This window comes from Leucobacter celer subsp. astrifaciens (assembly GCF_001273835.1).
Taxonomy (GTDB): Bacteria; Actinomycetota; Actinomycetes; order Actinomycetales; family Microbacteriaceae; genus Leucobacter; species Leucobacter celer.
Window position 1 is genome coordinate 1 of sequence record NZ_JHEI01000096.1, and the last position, 339, is coordinate 339.

1 protein-coding gene is annotated in these 339 nt (G+C 28.6%); it reads left to right on the forward strand.

The window, feature by feature from the left end:
• A partial coding sequence (locus AMS65_RS18440; protein WP_162231734.1) for a MurR/RpiR family transcriptional regulator occupies positions 1-339 on the forward strand: 339 nt, incomplete at both ends.

Below are 339 nucleotides of genomic sequence, written 5' to 3' on the forward strand. Positions count from 1 at the left end.
ATATTGAACATACCACTCTAAAAGAAATTAAACAGGCTGTTCTCGTTTCTTCTTCTACCGTAATTCGTGCTTGTAAAAAGTTGGGATATAACACATTTATCGATTTAAAATATGATTTAAAAATGAGTAAAAAATTAGCTAAAAATAATAACGCTACTTCTTCTAACTTTATTACTTTAAAAGAACAGCTTAGCGTTGAATTTTCTCGAACAATGTCTATTCTTAATCAAGATGATTTTGATATTTTTGCCGATAAAATAATTAATGCTCGTCGTATATTTTGTATAGGTAGTGGCTCTAGCTACATGGTTATGAGTGATTTCAACAGAAAACTTAAAC